The sequence below is a fragment of the Planomicrobium sp. YIM 101495 genome, assembly GCF_009707665.1.
In the GTDB taxonomy this organism is placed as follows: Bacteria; Bacillota; Bacilli; order Bacillales_A; family Planococcaceae; genus Planococcus.
On sequence record NZ_WLZW01000001.1, the window covers coordinates 1684186 to 1707797 of the forward strand.

General features: G+C 48.9%; 25 protein-coding genes. 10 read left to right on the plus strand and 15 right to left on the minus strand.

Annotated features, from left to right (window positions below; genetic code table 11):
* Positions 1 to 65: 65 nt before the first annotated feature.
* Complete coding sequence (locus GIW82_RS08175; RefSeq protein ID WP_154749343.1) at positions 66 to 1019, plus strand: ABC transporter permease subunit; 954 nt, start codon at positions 66 to 68, stop codon at positions 1017 to 1019.
* The gene (locus tag GIW82_RS08180; RefSeq protein WP_154749344.1) at positions 1012 to 1908 is read left to right on the plus strand and encodes an ABC transporter permease; all 897 of its coding nucleotides are present in this window, start codon (positions 1012 to 1014) and stop codon (positions 1906 to 1908) included. Before GIW82_RS08175 ends, GIW82_RS08180 begins: the two co-directional genes overlap by 8 nt.
* A 219-nt stretch (positions 1909 to 2127) precedes the next feature.
* Here GIW82_RS08180 and GIW82_RS08185 read toward each other — a convergent pair whose 3' ends face one another.
* Genes GIW82_RS08185 through GIW82_RS08195 form a run of 3 tightly spaced genes read right to left on the minus strand, consistent with a single transcriptional unit; the run spans position 2128 to position 4084 of the window.
* Positions 2128 to 2802, minus strand: coding sequence for a peptide-methionine (S)-S-oxide reductase MsrA (locus GIW82_RS08185; RefSeq protein WP_154749345.1), 675 nt, complete (start codon positions 2800 to 2802; stop codon positions 2128 to 2130).
* Positions 2803 to 2817: 15 nt separating this feature from the next.
* Positions 2818 to 3627 (minus strand): cytochrome c oxidase assembly protein, encoded by an 810-nt coding sequence (locus tag GIW82_RS08190; RefSeq protein ID WP_154749346.1) that lies wholly within the window; start codon positions 3625 to 3627, stop codon positions 2818 to 2820.
* Positions 3620 to 4084 (minus strand): DUF2243 domain-containing protein, encoded by a 465-nt coding sequence (locus GIW82_RS08195; RefSeq protein WP_370456139.1) that lies wholly within the window; start codon positions 4082 to 4084, stop codon positions 3620 to 3622. Before GIW82_RS08195 ends, GIW82_RS08190 begins: the two co-directional genes overlap by 8 nt.
* Positions 4085 to 4172: 88 nt before the next feature.
* Between GIW82_RS08195 and GIW82_RS08200 the strand changes: the two genes are divergently transcribed.
* Positions 4173 to 4874 carry a Na-translocating system protein MpsC family protein gene (locus GIW82_RS08200; protein ID WP_154749347.1) on the plus strand — a complete coding sequence of 234 codons (702 nt, stop codon included), beginning with the start codon at positions 4173 to 4175 and terminating at the stop codon, positions 4872 to 4874.
* 52 nt (positions 4875 to 4926) lie between these two features.
* On the opposite strand, the gene GIW82_RS14710 is transcribed toward GIW82_RS08200, so the two are convergent.
* The 5 genes from GIW82_RS14710 to GIW82_RS08220 all read right to left on the minus strand — a co-directional run bounded on the left by GIW82_RS14710 (position 4927) and on the right by GIW82_RS08220 (position 9494).
* Entirely contained in the window at positions 4927 to 5103 is a 177-nt protein-coding gene (locus GIW82_RS14710; protein ID WP_195913986.1) for a hypothetical protein, read from the minus strand.
* Positions 5104 to 5299: 196 nt separating this feature from the next.
* Positions 5300 to 7393, minus strand: coding sequence for a type IA DNA topoisomerase (locus tag GIW82_RS08205; protein WP_154749348.1), 2094 nt, complete (start codon positions 7391 to 7393; stop codon positions 5300 to 5302).
* A gap of 369 nt (positions 7394 to 7762) precedes the next feature.
* Entirely contained in the window at positions 7763 to 8209 is a 447-nt protein-coding gene (locus GIW82_RS08210; protein ID WP_154749665.1) for a GNAT family N-acetyltransferase, read from the minus strand.
* Between the two features lies 1 nt (position 8210).
* Complete coding sequence (locus GIW82_RS08215) at positions 8211 to 8663, minus strand: OsmC family protein (RefSeq protein ID WP_154749349.1); 453 nt, start codon at positions 8661 to 8663, stop codon at positions 8211 to 8213.
* Between the two features lie 21 nt (positions 8664 to 8684).
* The gene (locus GIW82_RS08220; RefSeq protein WP_154749350.1) at positions 8685 to 9494 is read right to left on the minus strand and encodes a carbon-nitrogen family hydrolase; all 810 of its coding nucleotides are present in this window, start codon (positions 9492 to 9494) and stop codon (positions 8685 to 8687) included.
* An 85-nt stretch (positions 9495 to 9579) separates the two neighbouring features.
* Here GIW82_RS08220 and GIW82_RS08225 point away from each other — a divergent pair, with 85 nt between their 5' ends.
* Positions 9580 to 10743: a pyridoxal phosphate-dependent aminotransferase gene (locus tag GIW82_RS08225; RefSeq protein ID WP_154749351.1), complete on the plus strand. Its 1164-nt coding sequence runs from the start codon at positions 9580 to 9582 to the stop codon at positions 10741 to 10743.
* A gap of 42 nt (positions 10744 to 10785) precedes the next feature.
* On the opposite strand, the gene hutH is transcribed toward GIW82_RS08225, so the two are convergent.
* Positions 10786 to 12306: a histidine ammonia-lyase gene (gene hutH, locus GIW82_RS08230; protein ID WP_154749352.1), complete on the minus strand. Its 1521-nt coding sequence runs from the start codon at positions 12304 to 12306 to the stop codon at positions 10786 to 10788.
* 238 nt (positions 12307 to 12544) lie between these two features.
* Here hutH and GIW82_RS14985 point away from each other — a divergent pair, with 238 nt between their 5' ends.
* Positions 12545 to 12877, plus strand: coding sequence for a type II toxin-antitoxin system PemK/MazF family toxin (locus GIW82_RS14985; protein WP_154749353.1), 333 nt, complete (start codon positions 12545 to 12547; stop codon positions 12875 to 12877).
* Between the two features lie 127 nt (positions 12878 to 13004).
* Here GIW82_RS14985 and GIW82_RS08240 read toward each other — a convergent pair whose 3' ends face one another.
* The 4 genes from GIW82_RS08240 to GIW82_RS08255 form a co-directional block, all read right to left on the minus strand.
* Positions 13005 to 13946, minus strand: coding sequence for an agmatinase family protein (locus tag GIW82_RS08240; RefSeq protein WP_154749354.1), 942 nt, complete (start codon positions 13944 to 13946; stop codon positions 13005 to 13007).
* A complete protein-coding gene (gene hutI, locus GIW82_RS08245; protein ID WP_154749355.1) occupies positions 13943 to 15190 on the minus strand; it encodes an imidazolonepropionase in 1248 nt (415 codons plus the stop codon). The genes GIW82_RS08240 and hutI overlap by 4 nt, the downstream gene beginning before the upstream one ends.
* Complete coding sequence (gene hutU, locus GIW82_RS08250) at positions 15183 to 16865, minus strand: urocanate hydratase (RefSeq protein WP_154749356.1); 1683 nt, start codon at positions 16863 to 16865, stop codon at positions 15183 to 15185. The genes hutI and hutU overlap by 8 nt, the downstream gene beginning before the upstream one ends.
* A gap of 174 nt (positions 16866 to 17039) precedes the next feature.
* A complete protein-coding gene (locus GIW82_RS08255) occupies positions 17040 to 17558 on the minus strand; it encodes a helix-turn-helix domain-containing protein (RefSeq protein WP_154749357.1) in 519 nt (172 codons plus the stop codon).
* Between the two features lie 212 nt (positions 17559 to 17770).
* Here GIW82_RS08255 and GIW82_RS08260 point away from each other — a divergent pair, with 212 nt between their 5' ends.
* From GIW82_RS08260 to GIW82_RS08280, 5 genes are read left to right on the plus strand one after another with little or no spacing between them, the layout of a single operon-like run.
* Positions 17771 to 18022 (plus strand): PLDc N-terminal domain-containing protein, encoded by a 252-nt coding sequence (locus GIW82_RS08260; protein ID WP_154749358.1) that lies wholly within the window; start codon positions 17771 to 17773, stop codon positions 18020 to 18022.
* A complete protein-coding gene (locus GIW82_RS08265; RefSeq protein WP_154749359.1) occupies positions 17997 to 18887 on the plus strand; it encodes an ABC transporter ATP-binding protein in 891 nt (296 codons plus the stop codon). The genes GIW82_RS08260 and GIW82_RS08265 overlap by 26 nt, the downstream gene beginning before the upstream one ends.
* The gene (locus GIW82_RS08270) at positions 18884 to 19651 is read left to right on the plus strand and encodes an ABC transporter permease (protein ID WP_154749360.1); all 768 of its coding nucleotides are present in this window, start codon (positions 18884 to 18886) and stop codon (positions 19649 to 19651) included. The genes GIW82_RS08265 and GIW82_RS08270 overlap by 4 nt, the downstream gene beginning before the upstream one ends.
* A 19-nt stretch (positions 19652 to 19670) precedes the next feature.
* Positions 19671 to 20384 (plus strand): ABC transporter ATP-binding protein, encoded by a 714-nt coding sequence (locus GIW82_RS08275; protein ID WP_154749361.1) that lies wholly within the window; start codon positions 19671 to 19673, stop codon positions 20382 to 20384.
* Positions 20377 to 21930: a hypothetical protein gene (locus GIW82_RS08280; RefSeq protein WP_154749362.1), complete on the plus strand. Its 1554-nt coding sequence runs from the start codon at positions 20377 to 20379 to the stop codon at positions 21928 to 21930. The genes GIW82_RS08275 and GIW82_RS08280 overlap by 8 nt, the downstream gene beginning before the upstream one ends.
* 282 nt (positions 21931 to 22212) lie before the next feature.
* On the opposite strand, the gene GIW82_RS08285 is transcribed toward GIW82_RS08280, so the two are convergent.
* Both GIW82_RS08285 and lepB read right to left on the minus strand, forming a co-directional pair.
* Positions 22213 to 22662 carry a hypothetical protein gene (locus GIW82_RS08285; RefSeq protein WP_154749363.1) on the minus strand — a complete coding sequence of 150 codons (450 nt, stop codon included), beginning with the start codon at positions 22660 to 22662 and terminating at the stop codon, positions 22213 to 22215.
* Between the two features lie 350 nt (positions 22663 to 23012).
* Entirely contained in the window at positions 23013 to 23546 is a 534-nt protein-coding gene (lepB, locus tag GIW82_RS08290; RefSeq protein ID WP_154749364.1) for a signal peptidase I, read from the minus strand.
* Between the last annotated feature and the right edge of the window lie 66 nt (positions 23547 to 23612).

Here is a 23612-nt window from a genome sequence, read left to right on the forward strand (position 1 = left end):
AAAGACTATGGTATAATTTTTTCATGAAATATTTGGAATAATCTGTAGTCAGTAGGAGGATTTACGTGAAAATCTGGAGACATCTTCTGTATTCTTTCATCATTTGGGCGGCCGCCTTCTTCTTGATTCTCATCCTGCTCTTAATGCCGAACGACACTTCGTTTGAATCTGGAGCTGGCGGATCGTTCGTCGGAGCGGAGTACGAATACAGTCTGGAAAGCCATAAAGACAATTTCGTCCTGTTCTTCGATTATCTCGCTACACAAGGCGGCTTAGGGGAAGACCGTTACGGCCAGCCGCTCTTGCCGATCGTCCTCGAAATGTTCGGCAGAAGCTTGAAAATCATCGTGCCCGCACTTATTTTAAGTTTTTTCATCGGCATCGCCAAAGGCATTTTCGATTACCGTTACCGCAGGTCGAAGACGAATGTGCTCGGAAGGACTGCCACATGGGGCGTCTTGTCCGTTCCCGACTTGGCGTTGATCATCGGCATCCAAATCGCCTTGTTGACGCTCACGTCGAAAGGATGGCTGTTCCACATCGATCTGTTCGGACATGATTCCATCGACAACGTCATCATGAATGTCGTATTCCTGTCCATTTATCCGGCGGCCTACATCGCCAATGTCACGTTCCAATCGCTCCAAAAAGAGCAAGGACTCGATTACATACGCACCGCCAAGTCGAAAGGCACGCCCGCTTTCGCCATTCTCTACAAACATATGCTGAGGAACGGGATGGCACGCATTTTCGCACATACGAATACGATGATCCTGTACGTCCTATCAAACCTCTTCATCATCGAAGTGTTCACCGAATACAGGGGCGCCGCCTATTATTTCTATGAATCCCTCGGTTCACCGAGCCAGTTCTACGTCGATCAATTGATGACGGGACGCGTGATCGAGACAATCGCTTATGCCTTTTTCTTCACCTTATTGATCCTTGCAGCAAGCATCGTCGCGAATCTCGCAAAAGCTGTCGCAGTGCCGGTGAAAGGAGGGATTCCAGGTGAATAAAACGTTATTCGCTGGTCTCATCATCCTTGCTATCACGGTGTTTGTCCTGATTTTCGGCCCTTATTTGCCGATGGTCGACGAAGACCTGAAAGCAGAACTGCCATATCGTGATAGTTCGGGGAAATTACTTCCGCCTCCTTATCCGCCGTCCGATGATTTCCCGCTCGGCTCGAACCGAAAGGGAGAAGATTTGCTGTCGATTTTGGTGATCGGCGCACGCGAGACGTTGCTGATCGTTTCCGCGATTGCGGTGTTGCGCATCATGCTCGCCTTCGTCTTGGCGGTCGCCGCTTTTTACAGTCGGACCGCAAAAGTATTCATGCAAATCTGGAATTCGATCTTTTCCTTTTTGCCGTCAATTTTCTTCGTGCTGATCATCTTGGCGGTACCAGCGATCATGTTCGCCACACACCGCGAATTTTGGGTCGTCGTCGTGCTCGCCATCATCGAGGTCGGGCGCGTCGCTTCCATTTTCAACACGTCGATGCATGACTTACGGGCAAGGACTTTCATGGAAGCCGCCATCACGAACGGCGGAACGCCTTTCACGATGTTCCGCCGCTATTATTGGCCGATGCTGCGCGGCGATTTGCTCGCTTCGTTGTCCGCCGAAATCAGCCGGACGATGTTCTTAATTGCCCAGCTCGGTGTCATCGGCGTCTTCATCACGCAGCAATTTATGAGCCAGCTCGACCGCAGCTATTTGGCGATCGACCGCTCCAATTCGTGGCCGACCCTTTTCGCGACGCTGCGCCAGGACGTTTACTCCGCTCCGTGGGTCCCGCTTGCAGCGCTTGTGACGATCACTTTCGTCATGCTCGGCTTTTATTTACTCGCAGAAGGGCTGCGGGAGCGGAAAGACTTGCGGATGAGACGATTGCAAGAGTGAGTCGGCTGGCGGAAGCGTTTGTTGCAGTATTTTTGATTTGGTTGCAGGAGCAGCGAAGCGATGCAGAAGCAGAAGCAGGAGCACATGGTTTCGGATTTCCAATTTGGTTGCAGAATTTTTGATTTGGTTGCAGAATATCGGATTTGGTTGCAGTATCCCCAAAAAGGAGCTCTCCCCCAGCTGACTACAGCAGCTTCGGGGAGAGCTCCTTTTCAATTTTCACCATTTCATTTCCGATAATTTATTCTTCAGCAATTGCCGGTCCTCATCCGGCAACGACCACCCGTCAATCTCCGCAAGCAATGCTTCCCGGTTGCCGAAGCCTTTGACAAAACCATTAAGACGGGCTGCAAAAATGGAGTCGTGGAGAAGTTCCGCTGAAGGAAACAAGTCGCCCAATTGCTCCAACGCTGTCGGATAGCGCTTCAAATAGTATTTCTGATGGCGTCCTTCCGCCGGTGTGAACGAACGGAACGGGACAATCTCAGTTTCGATCGGTTCGCCGCGTTCCTGTTCCATCTGCGCTTTCACTTCCCGGATCACCGCTTCCTGCTCCGCAGTATAAAAATGGAGCATAGAAATATACTGCCTGCCTTTGTATTCATCGCGGTTCGGATAATGGTTGCGCCAGAAATGCTTGAGCACTTCTGCGTAGCTCAGTATTTCCGGGTCAAATTCGATGTGCACCGTCTCGGTATGGTCGCCCATTTTCCGGTAAGTCGGTGAAGAAGTCGTACCACCTGCAAATCCGACTTCCGTGCGCAACACGCCTGGCAAACTGCCGAAGCGTGATTCCGGTCCCCAGAAACAGCCCATCCCGAAAGCAGCTTGTTCAGCAGCCTGCAAGTTTTCGGATAAGGGCTCCTCTATCTCCACAATCGTTTTTTCTGTCATGAAAATCCCTCCTATTCAGCCTTTTGGTAAAGCCGCCAATTCCGCCCTTCCCGGACGCGCCGCTCGGTACCACTGCCAGCAAAGAAGCGCGATCAATGCGGCATCGATCACATCGCCGCCGTAATACATGAGCATCGCGCCGCTCTCCGCTTCTGCACGCGCTACGCCAGCGGGTGGATGTGCATAAATCCATTTCGACAAGACTTTATGGCCGCCGAGCGCCAGGATCAGGACGATTGCCCGTTTCTTAAAAGGTACACGATGTGCGACCGGGTCGATATAGATGAGTGAGATGGTGAACAAATAACCTGCTGCGAAAACATGCACGTGAACGAGAACGTAAAGCCAGAAATATTCGTGCATCCATGTGAAAAGCGGCGTCGTATAAAGAACAGCCAAACCGCCGATGTTCAGAGTGGAAGCGGTCAGTGGATGACTGTAGAAACGCGCGACACGGCTTTTCAGCAAATGGGACAGCTTCCGCGCATGCCGGACATTCAGCGTACGGAGCAGGAGCCTCATGGGAGCAGCAAGCGCGAGTAAGAGCGGCGCGAGCATCCCGAGCAGCAAATGCCCGAGCATGTGTGCAGTGAAATCGCTGTGCGCCCGTTCGGCAAGCGGCCCAGCAAAAACGGCTGCTGCGCAAGCCGCGCCGAGCAGCCAAAAGACAATCCGGTACGGCGGCCACGGTTTGGATCGTCTGCCGGAGCGGACCGCTGCGCATACGTATAGAATAGCAACAGTGGCGGCCAGCACAAGAATGAACGCTTCGAATACCGCCATTCCGGACATCATCGCCTCGTGCTGATGATAGTGATCATGCATCACTCTGCCCTCCCCGCTTCGCGGTCCTGCGCCATAACATAAATCCAGCGATCAGAAACACTGCCGCTCCGATATTCCAGGCCAAATCATAAGGCAACAAATCCACACCGTAACGGATCTGATGGACGCGCAATAACTTGTGGTTGATGAGGCCGTCGAACAATTGGAAGCCGCCTGCCCCCATCAGCACACCGCTCCCCCATTTCATCATCCAAAGCGCATGACGCCTCCTTAGGTCGGCGAAAATGAACAGCGATCCGATTGCTGCAAACCAGGCGAAAGCATTCAATAAGCCATCCGAAAACACCCCCACCGTTGTCGTCGACAAATCGTAAAAATGATGCCACTGCAACAATTGGTGAAAAACCACTTCATCGACAAATGCCATAAGGCCGATTCCGAACAAAACCCCTGACCAAAGATTACGGGAAGCATATTTCTTCCGGTTTCCGTTCACTCCATCACCCCTGCTGGATTTTCTATCTATTATTCCCCTCCTCCGCTATAATTAAAACGAAATCTAGATTCAACAGGGGGGATTTTATATGGTCAATTCAACTGAAGTACAATCCGCAGTCAGCCGTTACATTTCCGCATCTTTACGCGATCATTTCGGCAAAGGGCCGACTTCCGCGTTCGTGACTCTCTCTTCCGGGTTCATCACCATCCATTTGCGCGGCTTTTTGTCTCCTTCCGAAAAAATTCTACTAAAACAGGAACGCCATAACTTGATCCTCGAAATGCGGGATCTGCTTTTGGAAGAATTAAAGCCGGACATCCGGTTTCAATTGCTGAAAAGCGCCGGTTTCGAAGCTTCCTATATTTTCGCCGACTCGGACCTCGAGAAGCAGACCTGTCTCATTCTCGCTGAAGCGAAGCAGCTGCCTGCAGGCGAAGTTGCCTTGCCCTCATCCTGGCCTGATTCAGTCGACAAAGGTGCGTTCCGTAAAGTGATCGACGAAATGAGCGAAAAAGCGCAAAAGATGCCGGAGCAAACTGAACTATACTGGCTCAGCGACCGTACGATTCTTGTAAAACGCGTGGGTATTTTAGTCGAAATCGAAAAAGCGCTGATTGCCAATGGATATTCAGAAGAACTGAAAATTTCCAAAAGGCCCCTTGAATCTGAACTGCTGGATAAACCACGGCTCGAGCTTATTCTCGACCGAAAAATCGACGAAACTTTCCTGGACTGGGATTTCGAAGAAGATGTCGGCTACATCGTCTTCACATTAATGAAAGAATGAAAAAAACGGACCATCCGGCATAAAGTGCCGGATGGTCCGTTTGTATTTTCCATCACGAACGGCAATGTGCGCAAATCGTGTAGGATTCTTCCACAACCAATTGTGTGAAGTAATCTTCCTCATCGGAAAACTCCCGCTTTTCAATCGGCGTGTCGATGAAACCGCAAGCATCTCCTGCAAATTGCCTCAGATGAATCCTCTTCTCTAAATGATCGATAAAGTATTTCAATTCTCTCTCCCTCTCCAAAAGCAAAATAAAAAAGCCGAAAAAACCCCACGGAAATGAGAATTTTTTCGGCTTTGTACTCAGCTCTATTGTCTGAAACATGGAACCGGCTATTTGATTTATTTGCAGCCGGAACGATGGCTGCACTGCTCTATCAGTCTACTCCACCGGACCGCTTTCGTAAAGGGGGGGACGGGCTTCAAAACCCCATCTTCAGTTTCCCATCCTCCAGCACGAGACGCGCGCTGAACTTCTTGCCGTTCTTCGAAACGAACCCTTTGATGACGGGCGTCTTCCCTTTCGTACACAAATACTCGATTTGCTTGGCCGTCAGCCGTTTTTTCAGGAAGACCGATGGGAACGACTGCTTGCATTCCGTACAGGCATAGTAGCTTTTTGTCGAAACGATCGCGCCTTTCCTACAAGTCGGACAAGCGGCGATCGCCTGTTTCGCCGGCGCCTCGATTGTTTCCGGCAGACCGTTCTGCTGCAATTGCGCCGGCACTTCCGAAAGCAACTTCTGGATGAACTGGCCGATCGTCTGCAGGAATACATCCGACGACCCTTCGCCGTTGCCGATCTTCTTCAAATACGTTTCCCATTTCGCAGTCATGGACGGGCTTGATAATAAATTCCCTTCCACTGCCTGGCACAGGATGCGCCCTTTGTCTGTCAGCGAGACGATGTTTTTTGTGACTTTGATGTATTCATGGCGCTTGATTGTTTCGATGATGCCGCTCCGCGTCGCTTCCGTTCCGAGACCTTCCACTTCTTTCAGGATATTCGTATCTTCCGCATCTTCCACGAACTTTCCGCACGTCTTCATCATAGCGATCAATTGCCCTTCCGTATACGGCTTCGGCGGTGTCGTCATCCCTTCTGCAATGGCAATTTTACTCTTCACCTGCTCGCCTTGCGTGAGCGGTGGAAGCGGCGGCTCCTGCTTCGCTTCTTTCGTTGCCGGGAATAGTTCTTTCCAGCCTTTATCGATCTCGGTTTTTCCTGTCGTGAAAAATGGCAGACCTTTCACATCGGTCGTCACTTTCGTTTCCGCGTAGCGGTAGTCCCGGTGGAACATGGCAAGCGCCGACCGCAAAACTTCATCATACAGACGGCGTTCGTCCGGCGGCAGCCCTTCCACTTTCCGCGCAGTCGGAACGGTTTTCGTCGGGATGATGGCATAATGTTCCTGGACTTTCGCCGAATCGACGAAGCGTTTCTTCGGCGCTTTCGAGGCGACTTCAAATTCGATGCCAGCCACACGCTGATACGCCTCGACCTGCCCCGCCAAGTACTGGAACTCGGCAGGCGTAATGTGTTGGGCGTCAGTTCTCGGGTAGGAGACGAGCTTTTTCTCGTATAATTTCTGCATCGTGCTCAGCACTTTCGCCGGACTGTATTTCCATTTGCGGTTGGCCGCTGCCTGCAAAGTGGAGAGGGAATGAAGCATCGGCGGCGGCATTCGTTTGTCCGCCGTTTTCACTTCGGTTACTGTGCCGTCTTCCTGCGGATTGATTCCGTGCTTCGTTAATAATTCCAACGCTTCTTCCCGCTTCTTCGTTTTCAGCTTCGCCATTCCTTTGTAACGGCCGTTCGCCGCCTGGAACACCCCTTCGATTTCATAAAACGGCTCCGGCTTGAATGCCGCGATTTCCTTTTCACGCTGGTAAATCAAATAAACCGTCGGCGTCTGGACACGGCCGATGGCAAACACTTCACTGATGCCTTTTTGCTGGAGCAAAAGCGAATACAGGCGCGAACCGTTCATCCCGACGAGCCAGTCGCTGATCTGCCGGGCCCGCGCTTCTTCATAAAGAAGTAGATCCTGTCGGTTATCCCGCAAATTCTGGAACCCTTTGCGCACTTCATCGGTTTCAAGTGAATTGATCCACAGGCGCCGGATCGTCTTGCCACGCACGCCGGTCTGCCGGTAAATGCTGTAGAAAATATTGGAGCCTTCACGGTCGACGTCACACGCATTGATCACCGTATCCGTCTCTTTGATCAGGCGCTTGATGATGTTGAACTGCTGGGACTTGCCGCGCGCCACTTGGAATTGGTATTCGGTCGGCAAAATGGGAAGTGCCGCGAGCGACCACCTTCCCCATTTCGGATCATACGCTTTCGGCTCCTTCAACTCCACGAGATGGCCGATGCCCCATGTGATATATGCACCCTCCGGAAAAATCGGGTCCGGCGCGACTTCCAGATAACCGTCCCGCTTCACCGTTTTGAACGCCTCGCCGTAAGCCTTCGCCTGGCTCGGCTTCTCGGCTAATATAACTGGTTTCATCCGCTTCTTCCTTTCCTTTGCTGTTGCTTTCATTGTACTCTTTTTCGGGGTTTGGTTCAGGGGAAATGGTTTTTGACGGGGATTTTGAAATTGGAAAGTATTTACGCGGAATTGGAAAGTATTTTGGGCAATGCGAAAAGTATTTCAATACTTTTGGACAGTAAGCTCTTTTAATGGAAATCCAAGAATTTTAATTTCAATTTTTCATTGTATAAGATGGCCCGACGACGCTTTTTCATGATCGGACAGTATGCTTTTTAAATGGAAATGGAAAAATTATATCTTTAAATATTTCCCACTAAATCGCGCGCAAAAAACAAAACAACCCTCAAAAGAAGGTTGCTTCGCTTCATCTATCCATTTCCGCACTCAACTGCACTTTTTCTGAAGAATAATCTCTCCGTTCGGATCCCGCTCGTCCATCTCTTCGAAGCCCATGCTTTCATACAGCCGGCGCGCCAAGTTGTTTTCTTCGATGATGCTCACGTACACCGTATCGACACCATACTTCTCACAGACCCGTACAATCAGCCCTTCCATCGCGGTTCTGCCGTAGCCTTTCCCTTGATGCTTTTCATCGATCATGATCCGGTCGATCCAAGTGTCTTTATTCGACCCGAATGAACCATACATCGCAAAGCCAACCACTTCGTCCCCGGCGTAAATTGCGACCGGTTGCCATTCTGGGTGTTCGTTCGCCTCTTGCAGACATTCATCAACCGTTTCAATGAACGACTCCTGGCCGCTCTTCAGCTTCACGCTGCGGACAGCCGCCTCGTTCGATTCGTCAATCCTCTTAAAATGAAGCGCGGCCAAGTTATTCTCCCGCAACGCTGACATCTGCTTCCAGCTCCAACTCGACGTTCCCTTGGATCGCGCGGCTGATCATACAGGACGTCTCTGCTTTTTCCGCGAGGCGCTGTGCCAGCTTCCGGTCGCGGTCGGTTGCACCTGCGACGAGCACGATCCGCGGCTGGTGGATGATTTTTTTATACGTGAACACGCCATTCGTGACGTCCACGATGCCTTTCGACTCCATCGTGAGCGATTCTTTATCCAGTCCATTGCGCTCCATCATGGCAGCAAGTGTGATGATGTAGCACGTCGCCGCTGCCCCAAGCAGCATTTCGTCCGGATTCGTGCCGACGCCCGGCCCATCCATTTCCGGCGGGATCGAGATTTGCGTGTTCAAATTGCCTGCGTGGATTTCCCCTACGCCGTTGCGAAGGCCCGGCCAGTCCGCTTTCAAATGAAATGTATGAGTTGCCATCGTTGTTTCCTCCATTCGACGTTAGACTTCCTTAACGTCATCCTTTGTAAACTGATCATAAAGCGCGACGCGGCGGTCGTCAAACACCGGGATGCGCATGCGCACTTCGTCCACTTCGGCGATGTCAATGTCCGCATAGCCGATGCCTTCCTGCATGCCCATATCGAGACGCACTTCGCCCCATGGTGCGATGACCATGGAGCTGCCGCCGAATGCATTTTTCGGGTCCGCTCCGATGCGGTTCGATGCCACGATAAAGCACTGGTTTTCGATCGCGCGCGCCTGCAGCAACACACGCCAATGATCGATACGCGCAGCCGGCCATTCAGCTGGGACGAATATAACTTTCGCACCGTTCAGCGCCTGCGCCCGCAGCCATTCTGGAAAGCGGATGTCATAGCAGATCACGCCTCCGCACTTCGCGCCATCCAGTTCGAACACGCCGAGCCCGCTGCCTTCCTCCAAATGGATATGCTCGTCCATCAAGCTGAAACGGTGCGCTTTGTCGTATTCACTGACTACTTCGCCGTTCCGGTCCACCACATACATCGTATTGTAAAAGCCGCCCGCTTTTTTCGTGGAGACCGAACCCCCGACGATATGTACACGGTGCTCACGCGCAAAAGCCTTCAAGAAATCCATTGTCCGCTGTCCATCAACATCTGCCAGCTCTTCCAGCCGGTCCAGTGCATATCCCGTATTCCACATTTCCGGAAGGGTGATCACATCCGCACCACTATCAGCCGCTTGTTTCACATAGTCCGCGACTGCCGCAAAATTCTTGTCCGGCTCCCCGAAAACAATATCCATTTGTACACATGCAATTTTCATTTGCTTGCCCCCTGTAGACATTTTACTCATAACTCTATAAGATTTAGGGAAGATGTGCAATTATTTTGAAATAAGGACTGATGAAATGGAATACTCGAAACGCATGAACAATTTACCGACCCAATTCTTCGCAGTACTTGCGGGCAAAACTGCTGCTGCGCTCGCACAGGGGCGCGATATCATCAACCTCGGCCAAGGCAATCCCGACCAGCCGACACCTCCCCATATCGTCAAAGCGTTACAGGAAGCGGTCGCTGATCCGGCGACCCATAAATATTCACCATTCCGCGGCGTCAAAGCGATTCGGCAGGCTGCGGCAGACTTTTATATGCGGGAATACGGCGTGAAAATCGATCCGGACCTGGAAGTCGCGATCCTTCCCGGCACGAAGACTGGTCTCGTGGAATTGCCGCTTGCCCTTCTCGATGAAGGCGATGCCATCCTCTTGCCGGACCCAGGCTATCCGGATTACTTGTCAGGTGCGCCACTCGCCGGTGTCTCCGTCGAGCTGATGAAGCTTGAGGAGAAGAACGCTTATTTGCCCGATTACGAAGCGCTCTCGCCGGCCGTTGTCGAGCAGGCGAAGCTCATGTATTTGAACTACCCGAACAACCCGACCGGAGCGACTGCAGACGAGGCGTTCTTTGAAGAAACTGTCCGTTTCGCCAAGGAAAACGATATTGCGGTCGTCCATGATTTTGCATACGGTGCTTTCGGTTTTGACGGCGTGAAGCCACCAAGCTTCCTCCAGACGGAAGGGGCGAAAGAAGTCGGCATCGAGATGTATACGTTCTCCAAAACGTATAACATGGCGGGCTGGCGCGTCGGCTTTGCGGTCGGCAACGCCAAAATAATCGAAGCGCTCAATTTGATTCAGGACCATCTGTTCGCTGGCCAGTTCACTGCGCTGCAGCTCGCTGCTGCTGAAGCTTTAACAGCTGGCCAGCAATGCGTCACAGACCTTGCCGCACTGTACGAGCGCCGTCGCAATGTGCTTGTTCGTGAAGCGAACCGCATCGGCTGGCAAGTGACGGCGCCAAAAGGCTCGTTCTTCGCCTGGCTGCCGGTTCCTGAAGGCTTCACAAGCATCACATTTGCAGATCATCTGATGGAAAATGCGGACATTTCGGTGGCTGCCGGGAGCGGCTTCGGTGAAACCGGTGAAGGCTTCGTCCGCGTCGGCCTATTAGTCGATGAAGACCGGATCGTTGAAGCGATTACCCGGATTGAAAAATTGAACCTTTTTTAACGCAAAAGGCCACGAACCCATCCCGGTTCGTGGCCTTTTTCTTTATTTATTGCTTCCAGCTGCTTTCTTCATTCCCTGCTGCGCTTCTTCAAGGAGAAATGCAGCGATGCGCTCGATGTCCGGATTGAAGACACGGTCTTCATCGATCGGACCGGCTACGCTGCGGATGGCATCCCACCGCTCGCGTGTCCGTTCCCCCATTTTGCCGATGCCCCGGTATTCGACTGCTTGTGCTGCACAGAATGCTTCGATTGCCAGCACACGGCGCGCATTTTCGATGATATCCCGCGCATGGCGCGAACCGATCGTCCCCATACTGACATGGTCTTCCTGATTGGCGGACGAGGGAATCGAATCGACTGAAGCCGGATGTGCCAGCGTTTTATTTTCCGACACGAGACTGGCCGCCGCATATTGCAGAATCATCGCACCCGACTGCAATCCCGGTTCAGGGCTGAGGAAAGCCGGCAAGCCTTCGCTGAGTGCGGGATTGACGAGCCGCTCGATGCGCCGCTCGGATATATTGGACAGCTCCGCAATCGCCACTTTCAGGAAATCCATCGCGAAGGCAATCGGCTGCCCGTGGAAATTCCCGCCGGAGATGATGGTGCGCCCATCTTCGAAAACGAGTGGATTATCGGTCGCTGCGTTCATTTCGATCTCCAGTTTCTCTTTCACATACCCGAGCGTCTGCCACGTGGCACCATGTACTTGGGGAATGCAGCGGAGTGAGTAGGCGTCCTGCACCCGCACTTCGCCCTGTGCAGTCGTAAGCCTGCTTCCTTCGAGCCACCAGCGCATGCGTTGAGCGACCGCAATCTGTTCCTGATAACCGCGTGCTTCGTGGATCGCGGGATGAAATGCGTCCATGATGCCGAATTGCGCTTCGAACGTCATCGCGGCAATCCACTCGCTCTGCAAAGCAAGCGTCTCCGCTTCGATAAATGCCACTGCGCCTTGTGCGGTCATGGCCTGCGTACCGTTAATCAGCGCCAACCCTTCCTTGGCAGCGAGCTTCACCGGTTCCATTCCGGCATCCTGCCAAACCCTTGTAGCACTCACTCTGTGTCCGTCTTTCCACATCTCGCCTTCCCCGATGAGAACGAGCGCCAAATGCGAGAGCGGCGCAAGGTCTCCCGAAGCACCGAGCGATCCTTGCTGCGGAATGACCGGATGAATGTGTCTGTTGACCATCTCGGCCAGTCGCTCCGCCACAAGCGGCCGGATGCCCGAGAAGCCTTTCAATAAAGCATTCAGCCGTAGCACGACCATCGCACGGGAGACCATTTCTGAAAAAGGCGCACCGATTCCGCATGCGTGTGAGCGGATGAGATGCAATTGCAATGCATCCGTATCACATTCTGCAATCGCCACGTCGCTGAATTTCCCGAATCCTGTATTGATGCCGTATACCGTCCGTCCGTTCTCGACGACTCGCTCCACCGCTTCCCGGCTTTTCTTCACAAGCTGCATTGCCGCCGGGTCCAATCGAACTTCTTCCCCTTCAAATAGGATCCGCCGCAATTGCTCGAGCGTCAAATCCTTTCCTGTCAACGTAATCATAAACTCCACCCCTTCGAAAAAGATACAACAGCCACGACTACTGCATCTTCATTTACCACCAGTATAAATTTTCTGAAATTACTTCACAAGAGATAACTGTAAAATTTTAACAAGATACAGCGGTAGTGTATTAGTGGATTGAAGAATTGATTTGTCCTATAAAATCTTTGAATTATTAACGGAGAGAAGTTATACAAATTATATCTCCTTATATTTCAGTGATGAAGGGGTGCTCCGCGTGACTTACACGACGAAAATCAAGGCCATCGGAAATTCCCATGGTGTCATCATTCCACAGGAATATATCTCAGAAGCAGGGACCGAATATACTATCCGAAAAATGCATCCCGGAATCGTCGTCAGCAAAGACCAGTTCAATAAAGTAACTGGCTTTGCAGTCGTTTGCTCGATCACCTCTTCTCAGAAAAATTTCCCTTCCAACGTCGATTTGGACGAACAGACCACTACACAACGACAGATTCTTATGAGCCAAGTGCGCTCGATGGATTTCAAAGTTCGGAATGTCTGGTTTTCGGAAGAAACCTCTTTGGACATTCTCGAGGAAGTATAAGACAAGGTGAAGATGATTTTCGAATAACAAAACCGATTCTCAATCCGAGGCAGGACTCGGAATTGGTTTTTTTGTGGAATGAAAAATCCCCAAGATTGCCTCGGGGATTTTTCACAAATCTCGTGCCTTATTCAGATTTCCTCAGTGCTAAACCCGTCATAAACTGCAGCCACGCGTAGACACCCGTTTTCACAGTAGCGTCGACGTGGTTGTCCCGCTGCGGATCCAGGCAGACGAAATCGATGTGCTTCACCCGCTCCGACTTGCCGATCTCAAGCAGGGCTTCGAACAGCTCTTCCGTCATCATGCCGCCCGGTGTGGATGCCGGGACGCCGGGTGCCACGCTGATATCAAGTACATCCATGTCGATCGTCGCATAGATGCGGTCCACCTTCTGAAGCGAGTCGATGGCACTGCGCACCGTTTCCGTCATACCGGCCTTACGCGCCTGGCTCATCGTCACCATCCGGATGCCTTTTTCATCCGCATAGTTGACCAGGTCTTTCGTGTTGAAGTAGCCGTGCAGCCCGATGTTGACGACGTCTTCTCCGCGGACCGTTCCGCCGTCGATGAGCTGGCGGATCGGCGTGCCGTTTGCCGGTCCTAGTTCCTTCGGGTCGCGGACGTCGAGGTGCGTATCCAGTTGCAAGATGCCGACGCGCTCATACGGGTATGCCTTCTTGATCCCCCGTACCGCACAGGCTGTCACCGAATGATCGCCGCCGATCATGCAGGTGATATTGGCACTAGCGAGGCTTTCCGCCGTTTCTTCAATACGCCGGTGCGATTCTTTGATATTCGTTGTATGCATGGCGACGTCTCCCGCGTCCCGCACGGATACCTCCCGCAAATCGACCCGTTCATCCAGATTGTACACCGCAAAGCTCTTCCACATTTTCCGGAACGCTTCGGGATAGTCGGAAGCCGCTGAAGCGGAAATGGAGGAACGGGACAGCGGCGCACCGAACAGGATGACGTCCGCTTCCCCTTCTTGCTGGACCCATTGATGCACGTGAGTAACACGGTCCGATGGCTGCCATCCCCATTCCGGATTACGCAAATAATTCATCCAACCACCCTCTCGCCGTTTTTCCAAACGGTTTTCACATGATTGACGCCAAATAAATACTGTAATTCCTGGTAAGAGTGCACGTCCCACAGTACGACATCCGCCTGCTTGCCGACTTCGAGTGAGCCGGCACGGTCCTGGCGGTTGATTGCACATGCTGCATTGTAGGTTGCTGCAGTGAGTGCTTCCGCTGGTGTCAAGCGCATGGAAATACATGCTAGATTCATGACAAGCGGCATGGAAACGGTCGGAGACGAGCCAGGGTTACAGTCTGTGGAAATAGCGACTGGCACACCAGCATCGATCATCTTGCGCCCTTGTGCCGCTTCTTCCCGCAAATACAGCGCCGTCGCCGGCAAGAGACAGGCGATCGTGCCTGCTTCGGCCATTGCCCGAATGCCTTCATCGGATGCTTTCAGCAAGTGCTCAGCAGAAATGGCGCCGACTTCCGCTGCCAGTTCCGCTCCGCCATACGACACGATTTCGTCGGCATGGATTTTCGGTGTGAGCCCATACGCTTTGCCCGCTTCCAAAATGCGTTCCGATTGTTTGGGTGTGTAGACGTTCTTTTCACAAAACACATCATTGAATTCGGCAAGCGGCGCAACCGCCGGCAGCATTTCTTCAATTAAAAGATCGACGAACTCATCTTCCCGTCCTTTGAACTCCGCTGGCACGGCATGCGCGCCCATAAACGTTGGGACAAGATCGATCGGATGCGTCTCGTTCAATCGCTTCATCACTTGCAGTTGCTTGAGTTCCGTTTCCAAGTTCATGCCGTAGCCGCTTTTCCCTTCGACTGTCGTCACACCATGTGCGAGGAATGCATCCAGACGCTTCCACGTTTGTTCGAACAATTCCTCTTCGGTCGCTTCACGCGTCATACGCATCGTCGCGTGGATGCCGCCTCCTGCGTTCATGATGTCCATATAGGAAACGCCTTGCAGACGCTTCTCAAATTCACCTTCCCGGCTGCCGCCGTATGCCACGTGTGTATGCGGGTCCACAAGCCCGGGCGTGACGAGACGGCCTTCCGCGTCGATGATTTCCGCTTCCGCGATTCGCTGCGAAAAGTCCCGCTCCAGTTGTTCCGTCGTGCCGACCGCTTTGACAACGCCGTCTTCAAGCCACATACTGCCGCCCTCGATCAAGCCAAGCTCGCTCATCGCCTCTTTCGACCGAGGTCCTTGCTGTCCTCTTAATGTGACAAGAGAAGCATTCTTGATCCAGACCGCTTTACTCATGAATGCTTTCTCCTCCTTTCATCATCGGGATGTTGACGCCCTTTTCAAGTGCCGTCTTTTCGGCCAGTTCATACCCGGCATCAACGTGACGGACGACGCCCATGCCAGGGTCCGTCGTCAGCACCCGTTCGAGCCGCGCTTCCGCCTCTTTCGTGCCGTCTGCAACTATGACCATACCGGAGTGTATGGAATACCCCATGCCGACACCGCCGCCGTGGTGCAGAGACACCCACGTCGCACCGCCGACTGCATTGACGAGCGCATTCAAAATCGGCCAGTCCGCCACTGCATCCGAGCCATCTTTCATCGCTTCCGTTTCGCGGTTCGGCGAAGCGACTGAACCTGAATCCAAGTGGTCACGGCCGATGACGATCGGTGCGCTGAGTTCGCCGCTTGCGACCATGTCGTTAATGATTTTCCCGAAACGCGCACGCTCCCCGTACCCGAGCCAGCAGATACGCGACGGCAGTCCTTGGAACTGGATCTTCTCCTGCGCCATCCGGATCCAGTTGCATAAATGCGTATTGTCGCTGAACTCACGCAGGATCACTTCATCCGTTTTGCGGATGTCTTCCGGATCCCCGGAAAGTGCCACCCAGCGGAACGGTCCTTTCCCTTCGCAAAACTGCGGGCGGATATAGGCCGGGACGAATCCCGGGAAGTTGAATGCATTCTCCACGCCTTCATCTTTTGCCACTTGGCGGATGTTATTGCCGTAATCGAACGTCACAGCGCCTTCCTTCTGCATGTCGAGCATTGCCTGAACATGGACAGCCATCGATGCTTTCGACTGTTTCACGTAGGCACCGGGATCCGACTCCCGCAGTGCTGCCGCTTCTTCCATTGTGAAGCCTGACGGAACGTAACCGTTTAACGGATCATGTGCACTCGTCTGGTCAGTCAGTACATCAGGCGTAAAGCCGCGTGCGATCATCTCCGGCAAAATTTCAGAAGCATTCCCGAGCAAGCCGATCGACAGCGCCTTCCCTTCTTGCTTCGCCTCTTCCGCCAAACGGATCGCTTCATCCAGCGAATCGGTTTTCACATCGGTATAGCGCGTCGCGATGCGGCGGTCGATGCGCGTTTCGTCCACATCGATGCCGATGCACACGCCGCCTGCCATCGTCACAGCAAGCGGCTGCGCGCCTCCCATACCGCCGAGTCCTGCCGTCAGTGTGATAGTGCTTTTCAGCGAACCGTCGAAGTGCTGCTTCGCCAATTCCGCGAACGTTTCATATGTACCTTGGACGATTCCTTGGGAGCCGATATAGATCCAGCTTCCTGCAGTCATTTGGCCGTACATCATCAAGCCTTTTCGGTCTAATTCGTGGAACGTCTCCCAATTGGCATACGCCGGGACGAGATTGGAATTCGCGATCAAGACACGCGGCGCATCTCCGTGGGTCTTGAAAATCGCGACCGGCTTTCCGGATTGGACAAGAAGCGTCTCATCGTTCTCCAGTTCTTTCAACGAACGGACGATGGCGTCGAAGCTTTCCCAGTTTCTTGCGGCCTTGCCGATGCCACCGTACACGACCAATTCATCCGGATGCTCCGCCACTTCTGGATCCAAGTTGTTCATAAGCATGCGCAAAGCCGCTTCCTGCTGCCACCCCTTCGTCTGCAGTTCCGTTCCTCTATAACGGATCACTTTTTCACTTGATAACGCTTTCATTTATTCAACCTCCTCTTTCTTATATCCAGTTTAGCGGAATGATTCCGATAATTCATCCTGAATCTTGATTCTTTTTTGGATTGGGAGTTTTGAAAGTATGTTTGAGAGCTGCCGACAATATCTCATATGTAAACAAAATTAATTAAAGCACATTTTCTTCTCAAAGAAGAGAAATTACGGAATAATCACCATCGAAATCGTACGATCTGTTCCATCTTTATCTTCTTTTCTATTATAGTATTTTTCCATTAACGTACTTAACTCCGACTGAAAATCTTCGAATGAGTTATCTGTTAAGTTCAATTTCACTAAGGAAAATGTCGCTTGATCTTGAGTACCTTCGCCAACTCTGTTCTCATGATAGTCTTTGTAGTTCTGAAGAATATACATAAAAAAGTAAGTTACAAATTTTATTTTATCGCTGTATGTTGCAGACTGCCAATCTTCTTCACTGATCTTATAGGCTTGGGTATTCAGCGCATACAGCTTTTCTTCAACTTTTCCAATTCGATTTATGCCAACGACTTTCAATAAATCGTCATCAACCATTGAGTTCACATGTCTGTATAATGTTGCTTGCGATACTTCTTTCAATAGTTTATTCAGTTGCATAATCGAGTATCCTTCATCGACATCTATTAATTCCAAAGCGATTTTAAACCTGACCTGGTTTTTAAATAAATCAAATTCCATCTATTTCAATCCCCTTTTTATTCATGATAGTGAGCTGTTATATAGACTTTCTTCGGGATTACCAACTTCTTGTCACCATTTATATCAGGATTTTCTTACAATAAAAAATGATATTACTCTTTAATGTATTTTGAGTCTGTATCTAAAATACAATAATATGGTTGACTTTTCAATTATCATTATTGATAATGATAATTGAAGGAGTGATTCAGATGAATACAGATATGTCTGCTCTACTGGAAATTGACTGGCCACAGATTTTGCCTTTTGCCTTGCCAATTATTTTCTTCAACTTATTACTGATTGGAGTTGCACTCTATGATTGGTACAAAAGAAAAGTGCTGATTGTCTCCCCCTATATTTGGCTGGTCATCATTCTATTGCTCCAATTGCTCGGACCGATACTGTATTTAGTGATTGGAAGGAGAATGATCCGAAATGATTACAGTCGAGAAGCTTCATAAGACCATCAAAAAAAGAAAAATTTTAAGCGATGTCACCTTCTCAATTGCCGAAGGCGAGTGTGTGGGCTTGTTGGGACCGAACGGAGCCGGAAAAACGACGCTCATTAAATGCATGACCGGCATTCTGCAACATGAACAAGGAGCCATCACGTTCAATTCCACACCCATCGTGCAGCACAAGAAAAGCATTGGCTATTTGTCCCAGCAGACGGACTTCAAGCCGTGGATGACCTGTGAAGAATCGCTCTTTTTCTTCGGAAAATTGTCGGGCTTGGATAAGGAGTTTTTACAGGGGAATATTTCAGCGGTTTTAAAAGAAGTCGGGCTCAAGGATAAGGGAAATTACAAAGTGGAACAATTATCCGGCGGCATGAAGCAGCGGCTAGGGATCGCCCAGGCCATTTTGCACCAGCCGCTGCTGCTGATTTTGGATGAACCGGTTTCTGCGTTGGATCCGATCGGCCGGAATGAAGTAAAAAAATTGATTGCTCGCTTAAAGAAGCGGACGACTATCATCATTTCGACCCATATATTGGATGACGCCAGCGAATTTTGCGACCGGTTTATCATCATTAAAAATGGAAGGATTGTCGGAAACATAAATGACGATTTTCAGAAAACAGAGCGTAAACAAATCCTTGTGAAGATGGGGAATGTCCCAAAAACAAGTGAAGCTTTGAAAAGCTCTGAGGTTGAAGGCGTTGAATGCCTATCACCGAACACCTTTCTTTTAACAGGAGCTAAAGAATTGCATTTAAATAAAGTCGTAAACGACTTCGCTGCAAAAGAAATGGATATTACGTCCATTGAGTTTTATGAAAGAGGGATAGAAGAAATTTTCCTGGAGATGGTGTCGGACACATGACAAACTTTTATACATTAACGCGCACTGAACTAGTAGAAGCCGCAAAAGAATTTAAGTTCATCTGGTTAACGCTGTTTTTCGTGATTTTGGGCCTTACTCAACCGCTGATCACTAAATACATGGACGTTATACTTGAAAATGTTGGCGGCGCAGATGGCATCACCATCGATCCGAACCGGCCGGTACCAAGTTCTGCTGAAGTTCTACTGTCCACCATTTCCGGCCAATTCAATCAAATCGGACTCATCATCCTGATTATTAGCTTAATGGGGCTGATTGCAGCCGACCGCAATAGCGGTATGCAAGATTTCATATTGACCCGCCCTGTTTCACTGCGCTCCTACCTAGTGTCAAAGCTGGCTGGCCATTGGATAATCAGCATGTTCAGCATCTCCATAGGGGCAGTCGTTTCCTATGTTTACACCATCTTCTTATTCGGTTCTTTCTCTTTTTCAAACTTTGTGCTGTTTCTGCTGTTGTACAGTTTGTGGATCCTTTTCGTCGTGAGTCTTGCCATCTTGATCAGTACCTTTGTGAAGAGCCCCATCCTGATCGCCGTCACAACAATCGCTGCTTCTATTTTCTTTATTCTGATCAAGGGGTTCAACCACCTCTTGTTCCAGCTATCCCCAGGCGGCATCTTAAATCTGGCGGAGAACCAGTTGCTGTCGGTCCACGACTTGAATTACTTCAGTATTGCAACTTGTTTGGCATTCATTTCACTGAATCTCTCATGGGCCAGTAGGAATCTGAAAAAGGCATAATTGAAGGAGGCTGGTTCAAATGTTATCGATTAACAACTTGACCAAGTTATACAAAGGATCTGAAAAAGGCATTAAGAACTTAACCTTAGATTTGGTTAAAGGCGATATTTGCGCTTTCATCGGCATGAACGGGGCAGGAAAAACGACTTCCATCAAATCCATCGTGGGCATTCATGGCTTCGATCAAGGAGATATTGAATTAGATGGCGTGAGTATAAAGAAAAACCCACAAGAATTTAAACAGATGGTCGGATATTCGCCCGACACTCCTGTACTCTACGGAAACATGACGGGGTATTCGTACTTGGAACTCATTGGAAGCATTTATCAAATTGATAACGCGACGATAAACGAGCAATTGAACACTTTGCTGAAAAAGCTCAATTTCGGCAGTGCTATCCATGAGTTGATTTCTACCTATTCGCATGGCATGAAACAAAGACTGGTGCTCATTTCCATCCTTATGCACAATCCAAAACTGATCATATTGGATGAACCCTTTGTCGGATTGGATCCGAACGCCACTTATTTTTTACAGGAAGAAATGAAGAAACGGGCAGCTGAAGGATCCATTGTGTTGTATTCGACTCATGTTTTAGAAGTAGCGGAAAAGCTCTGCAACAAAGTGGTCATGATCCACAACGGCGAAGTGGTCGTCAATGATACGATGATCAATCTATTGTCCGAAAGTAGCTTAAGTGAAAAATTCAGGAGCATCACAACACATGAGTAAGCTCATCCAATTGCAAAAGTATAGCTTAGCAAATGATTTTCAGTTTTACAGATTGGGATCATCCACTAATCAGGACGACCTAAAGCATGCTGTTCTTACGTTGGCGGGCTATTGTGCCGCTGTTGTCATGGCCATTGGCTATATTGTCTATATCGCCTTTGATTTGTACATCCGCGAAGAATCCATGTTGTTTTTTCCGATTCTTTCGTCCATTTTGTTTTGGGTCTTGGGGTTCTGGACCATCTTAAGCGGCCTTAAAAAATTGATTTTTTCTTCAGATACTGAACTTATTTTCAGCCTACCCATGCCATTGTGGCAAGCCAAGCTATTTAATGTAATCAAACTCCTGATCCTTTATTTACTCATTGCTGCAATAGCCGTTTTTGCTGGCATCTTGTTGCATATGTTCATTCTTCCCGACTTCTGGTTCGTACTATTATCCAGTCTTCTTCTTGTTGTGATCCTCCCTTTACTAGTTATCGCAACAACATTCATCATTTCATTAGCAGTAAAAGTTCTCCTTAATTTTTTAAGAATCCATAGTAATGTGATCGAAGCTTTGCTTACATTCTTTTTATTCCTTTCACCTCTTTTATACAACACGTACAACTCTGCTTCATTAAATTACAAAGACATTTTTTCCAATAGTTCTCCACTCTACTTATTCGGCATCATTAGCAATTCTACATCAGAAGTTGGCTTCTTCAATTTAGTGTGCTTACTAGGAATAACTCTCGCTCTTGTTCTCATAACCGGCTACGTATTTACTAAAAGATATGCTTTCTTAGTTGCAAGCTACTCTACTTCGTCAAAAAGGAAAGCTCGTGATTCTAGCACACTTTCTTCCAATAGTTTATTTAAAAATCTATTCTCAAAAGAGCTGAAACTTTATCTATCATCTATCACCTATGTCAGCAATACGGTACTAACACCTGCGCTATTACTAATTGGCAGCCTGGCTTACTTGTTCAATATTTCCCCTCTGTTGTATGACTATACCTTGGAACTGTCAATTATCACGTTATCAAGCAAGTATATCTTCATACTATTTACTACTGTATGCATTCTTTTGACCACAACAACTTCATCAAGCCTATCTTTTGAAGGCCAAAGCATCTGGATTTTGTTGACGTCTCCGCTCTCTTTGATGGACCTTGCAAAAGCCAAGATCGCATTAAACGTGCTGCTATTTGTGCCGGGATTAGCTTGTGCTATTTTGGTCTATACTCAAAATTTCAGTTCATCGTTATTGGATTCACTGCTCTTCATTTCTTTTACCATCACTAGTTTACTTCTTGTCAGCATTGTGGGCTTCTTTGTCAATTTGAAATTCCCTAATTATAACTGGTCCAGTGAGATGGAAGTAATCAAGCAGGGTAAATCCACTATAATCACCGCTATTCTCAGTACATGTCTCCTCTCTATTACCGGGATTTTAATCATACTGGATTTCAGTTTCACATTTCATCTTCTTTTATTGGTCAATGTCTCCATAATTACATTCCTAATTTATAAACTAAGGGAAAGCTCGTTAATTATGGATTAAAGCAATGAGCTCCGCCAAGTATGAATTAAACAACATCTCTTGAACAGTTGGCACCAGAAGCTTTGGCGTCGTTTTCCTGTTAATGCAGCTCTTGGAAGATGGATTTTGAATTTGTTGTTTCTTCTTTCTTCCCATTAATCGAATGGTTACAGGCATTGGTTACACTCATTGTTGGTGTGTACTAAATAGAAGGGAGACATTCAGAAATCACCAAATGTCTCCCTTCTATTTTGCAGCTTCCGATAACCTCATGATATGTAAACTCGTATTTACTCAGAATTGTTACTCTTCTACAAATTCAACAATTTCTTTTATATACTCAGCATCACTTTCATCAGTTCTATAAAAATCAATCTGATCCCAACTCTCACCTGCTCGTTTCCCAATAATTGCACCATCATCGACAAACCATACTTTTGAATCAATTAAACCGACAGAAGCATTTGGATTATTTAACTCAATATACATATCTGGATTTTCCAAGTCTATATTTGGATTCTCAATCTCCTTGGCGTTCAAGTAAATCATGATGAAATTATCGATAGTAGTTGAATTTTCTATATCAGTAAAAACTTTTTCGTAAATTACTTTGCTTGAATTCTCAACGTCCTCATAACCAATTTTTATTTCTTTCATAATTTCTGCCTTACTTATATTTCCTACGAAAAAACCTCCCAAAAATATAAGTCCTACAATTACCAAGCTAATAATTAATTTTACTGTTTTACTCACATATATCCCTCCCTCATATTTATTATCAAAAACTTTAATCCAAAACTATTAGTTAACTTAACTATACCAATTTCATCCATTTTAAACTATATAAAAATCAAAACTTTCAGTTATTTATTCTTATTTTTCACTCTGTTAAACCGTTCGTAAAAGTACACATTTACGAACGCTTCAAAAACACCAAGAAACGGCAAAAATAACGTTCGTAAACATCCCACAACACTTTACGAACGTTCGCATATTCATAGGCACCTTTCCGAACGGTTTTCAGCTCTCCTGCTACAAAAACAGCCCACTTCCTCCTTGGAAAGCGGGCTTTCAATATGTTTTTATTTTCCAGTCACTGGTTCTCAGCGTACAACTCCGATTTCCTTCACCGGAGACAGCCGCAGCTTCACTTCCCCGATGACATCTTTTTCGGAAATAAAGCCGATTTTGCGCGAGTCCAGGCTGTGGGCGCGGTTATCGCCAAGGACAAAATAACAGCCGGAAGGTACCGTCAATGCGGCAACGTCCGCCATCAGTCCGCGATAGCCCATCGCGTGTGCCTTGGCACGGTTCGATTGCAGATAGGGTTCTTCCACTACTTGTCCGTTCAAATAGAGTTCGTCATCCTTCACTTCCACACGGTCCCCCGGAATTCCGATGACCCGTTTGATGTAATTATCGCCGTTCGGTACTTTGAAGACGATCAAATCGAAATTCTCGATGCTGGTCAATTTGGAAATCATGACGAGATCCGCTTCTTCGAACGTCGGCTGCATGGATTGGCCATGCACTTCCACAGGTTCTACGATGAATTCCCGCATGACAACGATCAACAATGTCGAGAGGAAGATCACCTTAAGCCAGGCAATCATGTCCGTGCTCTGATTTTCGTACATGGTTCTCCTCCTTTTCCTCTTCACTTCCTCCATTTTACTATAGAGCGGCTTCCGTTTCATCCGATG